General features: G+C 59.0%; 6 protein-coding genes and 1 tRNA gene. 1 reads left to right on the forward strand and 6 read right to left on the reverse strand.

Annotation, left to right across the window (positions count from 1 at the left end):
* Positions 1-3: 3 nt before the first annotated feature.
* The 4 genes from ACQRAJ_RS08190 to pstB form a co-directional block, all read right to left on the reverse strand.
* On the reverse strand, positions 4-660 hold the full coding sequence (locus tag ACQRAJ_RS08190; protein ID WP_154517680.1) for a YveK family protein: 657 nt from the start codon (positions 658-660) through the stop codon (positions 4-6).
* 178 nt (positions 661-838) lie between these two features.
* Positions 839-2,263, reverse strand: a complete 1,425-nt coding sequence (locus ACQRAJ_RS08195) for a sensor histidine kinase (RefSeq protein ID WP_427729173.1) — start codon at positions 2,261-2,263, stop codon at positions 839-841.
* Between the two features lie 3 nt (positions 2,264-2,266).
* The gene (locus tag ACQRAJ_RS08200) at positions 2,267-2,995 is read right to left on the reverse strand and encodes a response regulator transcription factor (RefSeq protein ID WP_154517679.1); all 729 of its coding nucleotides are present in this window, start codon (positions 2,993-2,995) and stop codon (positions 2,267-2,269) included.
* Positions 2,996-3,059: 64 nt separating this feature from the next.
* A complete protein-coding gene (pstB, locus tag ACQRAJ_RS08205; RefSeq protein WP_427748322.1) occupies positions 3,060-3,935 on the reverse strand; it encodes a phosphate ABC transporter ATP-binding protein PstB in 876 nt (291 codons plus the stop codon).
* Positions 3,936-4,186: 251 nt separating this feature from the next.
* On the opposite strand from pstB, the gene ACQRAJ_RS08210 reads away from it, so the two are divergent.
* Entirely contained in the window at positions 4,187-5,527 is a 1,341-nt protein-coding gene (locus ACQRAJ_RS08210) for a D-alanyl-D-alanine carboxypeptidase family protein (protein WP_427748323.1), read from the forward strand.
* 323 nt (positions 5,528-5,850) lie between these two features.
* Here ACQRAJ_RS08210 and ACQRAJ_RS08215 read toward each other — a convergent pair.
* Both ACQRAJ_RS08215 and ACQRAJ_RS08220 read right to left on the reverse strand, forming a co-directional pair.
* A tRNA-Ser gene (locus tag ACQRAJ_RS08215) sits at positions 5,851-5,941 on the reverse strand.
* 96 nt (positions 5,942-6,037) lie between these two features.
* On the reverse strand, positions 6,038-8,224 hold the full coding sequence (locus tag ACQRAJ_RS08220; protein ID WP_427748324.1) for a tetratricopeptide repeat protein: 2,187 nt from the start codon (positions 8,222-8,224) through the stop codon (positions 6,038-6,040).
* Positions 8,225-8,654: the final 430 nt, after the last annotated feature.

Consider the following 8,654-nt stretch of genomic DNA (forward strand, 5'->3'; position numbering starts at 1 on the left):
GGATTACTTACCGCCCTTCACAACGGGGAAACGGCCGATAACGGGCACGCCGAGCAGCTCGACGGCGTCATCGACAGAACGGACACGCGTGTTGAGCATGTCGAGCAGCACAACAATCGCGACAGCGACAAACAGGCCGGCCAGGGCGGCAACTGCAATGTAGAGCTTGCGGTTGGGGCCGCTGGGCTGGGTGGGGACCTTAGCCTTGTCGATGACGTTGACGGCCTGGGCGGCGTCGACGTCCTGGGCGACGGTGGAAACCGAGTTGGCCATGGCGTTAGCGACAGCGGCAGCGCCATCGGGGCTGGCACCGGTCACAGACAGCGAGATAACGCGGGTCGTGGTCTCGCTCGTAACACTCACCTTATAGTCGGCCAGGCTGGAAAGGCCCAGCTCCTTGGCGGCACCGCTCTTGACGCTGTCGCTATCGAGCAGCGTGGCGATGTCGTTGGAGAGCATCTGGCTTGCAGACAGATCGTTGTAGTAGCTCGTCTGGCCGCCATCGGTCTTGGCGAGAATGTACATGCTCGTCGTGGCGGTGTAGGTGTTGTCCATCATGATGAAGGAGACGACGCCCATGGCGATCGCGCAGACCACCGGAAGGGCAATGACCAGCTTGAGGTGCTTTTTAAGCAGCTGGAACAGTTCAAGAAGGGTCATGCGGTTCGCCTTTCATTTCCCTAGTTCGTATCGACAAAACTGCTCGTATAATATCGCATATTTCTGCCATACCCGAGCTCTATACATAAGATACAGCGTCCGCGTGTAAGTTGCGCAACAATTCACGCGGCAGCGGAGGCGCGGGCGTACCGTCTAATCCTCGGTTTTTGCTATGCCGCTACGCGAACGGTCCCTCTTGTTGCACGGGAAACGTTACCGTAATGGTGGTTCCCACGCCCGGCTCACTCGACAGGTCAATCGCGGCGTGATGGTACAGAGCGGCGTGTTTGACGATCGCCAAACCCAGGCCGGTTCCGCCACGCGCCTTAGAACGACTCTTGTCCACGCGATAAAAACGCTCGAACACTTTACCCTGCTCCTCGGGCGCAATACCGATACCCGTATCGGCAACAGACAGGTACGGATGACCCTCGTCATTGGTCCCGCAGCGCAGCGTGACCGTACCGCCAGGTCGGTTGTAGCGAATGGCGTTGCTTGCAAGGTTGTAGATCAGCTCGTCAATCAGGCGCGGCACGCCTTCGATCACCATGGGCTTCGTCTCGTGCCCAATGGTCACATTCGACTGCCGGGCAACTTGCTCAAGACGCTGTTCCACCGTCAAAATGGCGCGAGAGAGCTCGATGGGTTCTGTGGACCCAATGGGCACCGCCTCGCCCTCGGATGCTCGCTCCGCCTCGTCCAAGTTGGAAAGCGTAAGAATGTCGTTGACGAGCGCCGCCAGGCGGCCCGCCTCGCGATAGATGCGGCCACCAAAGTTGCGCAAGTCGTCCTCGCCCTCAACCATGCCGTTTGCAATAAGCTCGGCATAGCCCGAAATCGCGGTAAGCGGGGTCTTGAGCTCATGGGTGATATTGGCCGTGAACTCACGGCGCATTCGGTCGTTGTCCGCTAGCACCGCCATTTGGCGCTTGAGTTCCTGGCGCTGCGACTCGATACGCTCAAGCATGGGGACCATCTCGGCATAGGCGTGCTCATAGCTACGGCGTGGGTGGTCCAAATCCACCTCTTGCAACGGCGCGATGATTGCACGGGACTCGCGGCGCGCCATAAAAAACGAGAGTACTGCACCCGCTGCTGCGATAAGCAGCATCGGCGCCACCATCGACAGCAAAATCGCCGCAACGCCAGGCTGGGCTTGCGCCAAGCGGACAACCTGGCCGTTATCAAGGGCGACGGCGCGATACAGCATAATCTCGTCGAGCGTAGAGCTTGCGCGCTCCGCGGAACCCAAACCACTCTCAAAGGCCTCGATGACCTCGGGGCGATCGCCATGGTTGGGCAGTGAGGAAGGCGACGCCTCGTTGTCGTAGGCAACCGATCCATCCTTGTTAATCAGCGTAATGCGCAAGTCCTCGCGATCGAGGCTACGCAAGAACGGGATGGGCTCCTGCTGTTCGTCGAGGGCGGCAGCAATGAGCTCGGTTTCCTGCGCCAGATTGGCACTCGTGGCATCCGCCAAGGTGTTTTGCACAAAGAACGCACCCAGCACCGTAAACGCCACGATAACCGCCATGGCGCAAACAAAGATCGTCACAAAAACGCGGTGCGACAGCGTATGTTTTCCCTGGGGGGCGAAGACCACGGGTTACTCCTCCGATGCGGTGGCCGCGGTGTCGTCACCTTCGGCACCGTCACCGGCAGAAGGCTCGGCCAAACGGTAGCCCACGCCGCGCACGGTCTCGATGGCGCTGGCATGCTCGCCCAGTTTTTGGCGAAGCGTCTGCACGTGCACGTCAACGGTGCGCGAACCGCCGTCGAAGTCCCAGCCCCACACGCTCTGCAGCAACGACTCGCGGGTAAAGACCACGCCGGGCTTGCGCATGAGGTACTCGAGCAGGTCGAACTCGCGCAGGGTGAGCTTAAGCGGCTCGCCGGCAACGGTCACCTCGCGATGGCTGGGCGAAAGCACGATATCGCCCACGCTGAGCACATCGCTCGCCTGCTTGACCATGCCGCCGCGACGCAGCAGTGCGCGGCAGCGGCTCGCAAGCTCCATGAGCGAAAACGGCTTAGTCAGATAATCGTCGGCACCGCCATCGAGCGCCATCACCTTGTCGAGCTCGGTATCCTTGGCGGTAAGCATCATGATGGGCACCGTCTCCGTCAGGCGATCGGCACGCAGGCGACGCATAATCGCCAAGCCATCGGTATCGGGCAGCATGATATCGAGCAGCACGGCATCGGGCACCCGTCGCGCCACGGCAGCCTTAAACTCACCGTCGCACGAAAAGCCTTCGGCCTCGATCCCCTGCTTGCGCAGTGCATAGACCGTCAAATCCCTGATGTTATCATCGTCCTCGACGTAATAGATCATGTTGAACCCCTTTGCGGCCGGCATGACCGCATCTTAATCCTAAAGGTACCTTTACTAGATGGTATCAGCCAAAACGCCCCGTCAAATAATCCGCCGTACGCGGGTCGGTAGGATTTTTGAAAAGCTGAGCGGTGGGCGCGTGCTCCACCAACTCACCTAGCAAGAAAAACGCGACGGAATCGGATATGCGCGCCGCCTGCTGCATATTGTGTGTAACGACCACGAGCGTGCAGGTCTCTTTGAGCTCGCAGGCCAGCTGCTCCACCACGAGCGTCGACACGGGATCGAGCGCCGAGGTCGGCTCGTCCATCAACAGAATATCGGGCCGCACGGCAAGCGCACGGGCGATGCACAAACGTTGCTGCTGTCCGCCCGAAAGCCCCAGACCAGACTCCTTGAGTTTGTCCTTGACTTCGTCCCACAGGGCAGCGCGGCGCAGGGAATCCTCGACCAGCTCATCCAGCACAGCGCGATCGCGCACACCCATACCGCGGGGGCCATAGGCGACGTTGTCGTAGATGCTCATGGGAAACGGGTTGGGGCGCTGGAACACCATGCCCACGCGCTGGCGAAGGCGGCAGATGTCGTAATCGCCCAGGATATCTTGACCATCGAGCGCAATCTTGCCCTCGATGCGGCAGTCCTTGATGCCATCGTTCATGCGGTTAAAGCAACGCAGCAACGTCGACTTGCCGCAGCCCGAAGGACCGATAAACGAGGTAATCTGCTTGTCGCGGATCTTGATGGACACATCCTTAAGCGCGTGGTGATCGCCATAGAACAGGTCGAGGCCCTCGACATCGATGCGCGTCGGCGAGGTGGCAAGGTCCTCTGCCGTGGGGCGAGTCGCATCCCCAACTTCGCGCTCATGCGCGGCCTCGGCCTGCGCTTCCATTAGCTCCTCGAGCTCCGTGGGCCCCACAGCCGCAGCAGCCGTCATACCGCATACCTCCACATCGATATCAAATCAGCAGTATCGATAGTAAAAATCGCAGCTCATATATGCGTGAGCGTATTGTCAAGTATTTGTAAGGACCTCCTCGATACGCGACGGGCAATCATATCGACCGTGCACACCCAAGCGTCCGCTCAGACACGAAGATAAACCGCACGCGCCAAACCCCAAGCGGCACAGCCGGTAAACGATATACTCTAGAGCCAAAGGAGACCATCCCGTCGAAAGCGAAATCAGTGAAGCATCTTACCCCTCTTGTAAAGCGTTCCGCGCAGCTGACCGTTGGCCTTGCCTGCGCCGTCGCCCTTGTCGCCGGTATTCCGTCCGTCGCCGGCGCCCAAGTGCTCACGACCGATAACATCTGCGGCAAAGCCGCCGATGCACGCGGCATTGCAGCCGAAGACCTGCCCGATATCGATGCCTCCAATGCGTTTGTCATGGGTAAAAACGGCACCGTCTACTATGCCCGTAGCGCCGACGAGCAAGTCAAAATCGCCTCGATCACCAAGGTCATGACTGCAATCCTCGCGGTCGAGAACTGCAAAATGGACGAGAAAATCACCGTGAGCAACGCGGCGGCAACCGTAGGCAACTCGACCGCGGGACTCCTCGAAGGCGACGAGCTCACCGTCGAGCAAGCGCTGCGCGGCCTGATGATCCCCTCGGGCAACGACGCCGCCATCGCGCTTGCCGAACACGTGGGCAAAAAACTTGACCCCAAGACCAAAGATGCCGTCGCTACGTTTGTAAAAGCCATGAACGAGCAGGCCAAGAAGCTCGGCTGCACGGGAACGCTCTTCGAGAACCCGCACGGGCTGGATTTTGACGAATGGGCCGGCGATATGCATTCAACCGCACACGATGTGGCATTGATGATGCAAGAGGCCATGAAGGACGACACGATTCGCGAAGTCATGGCGAGCAAAGATCCCTGGATCGAAGTGACGGGCGCCGACGGCTCCGATCATTCGCATTCCATGGATACGCACAATGTTTTATTGGGCCAAGACGGCAATATCGGCGGTAAGACCGGCACCACCGACGATGCCGGATACTGCTTTGCAAGCGCCTACAATCGCGATGGCGACGAGATCTATACCGTTGTCTTGAACTCCAGCACCACCGACCAGCGTTTTGCCGATACGGCCACACTTGCTAGTTGGTATTACGACCACAAGGTAACGGTCGAAATCGCCAATACGCAAAAGAAGACCGCCAACGGAAATCCGCTGATGGCACGTGTCAGTCAAACCGACTGGACAGACAAAACGATCGACGCCACGCTTGCCGACCCCACCGCGCAGGCAACGATGTTCTCACTCGCCGGCGAAGTGACCGAAAAGGTTAGCTACGATGACCTTTCGGGCACGGTACATGTTGGCGATAAGGTGGGCAGCGTTACGCTTAAGCAGGACGGCACCAAGATTGCCGTCATGGACCTGGTTGCCGACGAGGAAGGAACGGGGCCCAATCCCATCGAGTGGCTGCTCGTGAAGCTCGACCGCCTGGGCCGCCGCATCGACAACCGCCCGCTCACAGCCGAGAGCGAGACCGTAGCCAAGGCTCCTGAGGTGTAGGGCCAAAGCGTTATCACATCGAACCAAATGAGGCGTCCAACGGGGCGCCTCATTTTTTGAGGTTTCGAATCCCCAGCTAACGTTCTCCATACCAAAAAGGGCCCCTTACGGAGCCCTTCTTCAAATTCGTACTGGCGGAGAGCTGGGGATGTCCGGGCATGCTACGCATGCCCTCCGGCTTCAAAGCCTAGCGGCTTTTCGCCCACGGGCGACAAACGCTTTCGCGTTTGCTTAACGCCCGTGCCCTCTCGGGTTCGAATCCCCAGTTAACATTCTTCTAATCAAAAAAGGGCCCCAAATGGGACCCTTCTTTCAAGTCATACTGGCGGAGAGCTGGGGATTCGAACCCCAGATGCCCTTTTGGGGCATACTCGCTTAGCAGGCGAGCACCTTCGGCCTCTCGGTCAGCTCTCCGTAACAGCCGTTCCATAGTAACCAAACACTCGAATCCGGGCAAGGGGAATTTTTGATAATTGGCCGGCAGGCTTTCCTCCCCCATAAATCAAACCCCTACCCCAACGACCGGCTGAGGGATCCGAGCTCATCGTTTCCCATCGTGCGCCACATTTGGAAGATGCAGACGCGTGCCAGGAAAAAGAAACCGTTATCGACCAGCTGCACAGCAGCGTCTGCCAGCTGGTTGGACACGGCCGGCACCGGCGGCAGTTCGAGCCCGGCCTTACTGATGGTCTCAACCGCTTCCTCGAACGTCGGTGGCTCATTGACACCCATCTCGTTCATAAGGCCCTGCATTTCCTCCAGTGCGTTGCTACCCGACTCCTCGCCGCGCGGTACCAATCGGTAGCACGCCAACGCCAGCTCGAGCTGATCGCAGTTCCAGTAGGCAAACGCTAGGCGATAGAACAGGTAGCCGATTGCGGTACGGTCACTGGCAATGCGCAGGCCGTGGCGCGCCACCTCAATGACCTCGTCATAGCGCTCCAGACGCGCCAGCACGTTGATGAGTGCAAAGTGTGATTGCATGGATGAGCGCGCCAGATCGTAAAGATGACGCACCTCGGGCAATGCCCGCTCAAAATCCTCCTGATCGGCGTAAAAGCTGCAAATCTCATGCTGGGCAAAGTACAGCGCATCGGGAGCGCGCAAAATACGAACGGAGCGGTCTTCCTCCATTACCGGCAGCACCATACGCACCAGTTGGTTGTCGCAAAACTGCGTCTGGACCGGTCCTGTCGCCAAAAGCTCGGCAACGGCGCACTTGGCCTCCAGCTCCTCAACAAGACGGGAAAAGCCCTCAAACGCACCCGCGCGGTCGACTTTTGCCCGCTCGCGCAACTCAGCGACGCGCGCCACATACGGGTCATCGCCCTCCTCCATAACCTCAAGCTCATCAGCCGTATCGGCAAGCAGCAGGTCGCGCAACGCCGGCGGCAGCGAACGGTGGTCGTCACGCGGGCGAGCATGAACCTCAGCGGGCTCAATCGCATCCGGCGCGTCCGACTCATATGCCTCAAGCATGCGCTTGCACGGCATATCATCCATATCCATGCTTTCAAAATTCTTAGCGGCGGGAACGCAATTGGCCAGATAGGCCGCACGTCCAAAGGAATATGTTGCAATGATGCGCTCGCCCTGCTCGCCATCGGGAGCCGCAATCTGAACGTAGCAGCGCGTAATGCTGGCACCGGCAGCAAAACAAGCCGCTGCCAGCGTGAGCGCCACGCGCGCATCGTGCTCGGTGGCCCAAATCGCACGTACGTCCTCGTCCAACTCACGCCAGACGTCATCCTGGGCGTCGTATTCACGTTGAGGCATGGCATCCACGACCGAGCGCCCAAACCGAACGAGCATAATCCCCTCGGCAACGTTTGCCCGATAGGTATAGTCAAGCCGCGTGACCACGTTGAGGGCTTCGACCGCGCGCGCAAAACGGGTGCGCACGTCCCACTCACCGCCTGGCTGGCAAGCTACCGTACCCGGTTTGCCCCACGGGTTGTCACTCGAGGCCGTATCGAGCAGTCGGGGAACATCGTTGGTCGTCTTGGCGATATGCCACGCGTCAAAGAGCGCGCAGCCCTCAAGGCTCGGCGAGGATGCCGCAGGGGCCAATCCGGCCCCAATACGCTCAAGGATGCCGGAGAGGCGGTTAAGACGACACTCGATAGCAAGCAGCATGTCGATCTCGTCCTGGTCCAGCAGGCTACGATCAAAATTGAGATAGAACAGCTTTGAGCGGTCGATACGCGCTAGGCCCATCTCGGACTTGGCAGCGATGGTGCGCAGTCGGGGCAAATCGACCTCGCTCATAAGGGCGGCGGCATAACGCTCGATACCGCTCGGATTATCGGCATGGTCAACGCGGTAGAGCAGCGTCTCGATAGCATCGGGGAGCGGTGCCGTGTTAAAGCCCAAAAACACTTCGACCGGCTCGGGCAACTTTACGAGTTTGATCTTGTTGGCGGTGTTTTTTATACCCTCATCGAGCTCGTCGGCAGGTACCGTGTTCGCAAGAGCGTTTTTGGGGTCGGCAAATATCACGTAGCGCAAGAACATCGAGGCCATAAACTCGCCATAAGGGAGAGCACGGCTCGAATTCCATGTCTCGTGGTCGGACTGCTCACGCATGGCCCCTTCGGGAGAGCCGACCGTTCGCGCGCAAGCGCGCATTGCACCGTTGGCTCCCCGCACCAAAATCTCGCCAACACTGGAATCGGACTCGTCAAGGACCAATTTCATGTCGGGGTTCTTGGGCAATGGCACTTTCTGAACAGGGCCGTCAACCTTATAGACCTCACCTGACACGCTCACGTAGCCCAAAAGCGATATGTGACTTTTGCCTACGAATTCGACGACGTAGCAAGACTCTTTAGGATCCTCGCCAAAAACTTTCCAGACAACACCATACGAGCGCCCCGCGGGTTGCTCTGGCATCGATGGAAAACGCTTTTTGGGGTCGAGAAACCTGAGCTTGTATGTCGGACGCTCTGCCACGAAATATCACCCTGATCGGTCGTCTAGCGAAGGAGTGGTCGCGGATGGACCGCGACATCTACTCGGAATCTTACACGAGTCGATAAGAAATAGTCTCCCGCGGGCGGAGGCGCACGATTCCAGTCGAGTGTCTGGGGTCGAATGGCGGCGTAAAAGAAAAGCCCCCGTTGCCGGG

The organism is Collinsella sp. SGI.184, assembly GCF_050313415.1.
In the GTDB taxonomy this organism is placed as follows: Bacteria; Actinomycetota; Coriobacteriia; order Coriobacteriales; family Coriobacteriaceae; genus Collinsella.

Excerpts from the sequence above, each read along its gene's own strand:
- ACQRAJ_RS08190 (WP_154517680.1), bottom strand. The coding sequence starts at position 660 with ATGACCCTTCTTGAACTGTTCCAGCTGCTTAAAAAGCACCTCAAGCTG.
- ACQRAJ_RS08200 (WP_154517679.1), bottom strand. The coding sequence starts at position 2,995 with ATGATCTATTACGTCGAGGACGATGATAACATCAGGGATTTGACGGTC.
- pstB (WP_427748322.1), bottom strand. The coding sequence starts at position 3,935 with ATGACGGCTGCTGCGGCTGTGGGGCCCACGGAGCTCGAGGAGCTAATG.
- ACQRAJ_RS08220 (WP_427748324.1), bottom strand. The coding sequence starts at position 8,224 with ATGAAATTGGTCCTTGACGAGTCCGATTCCAGTGTTGGCGAGATTTTG.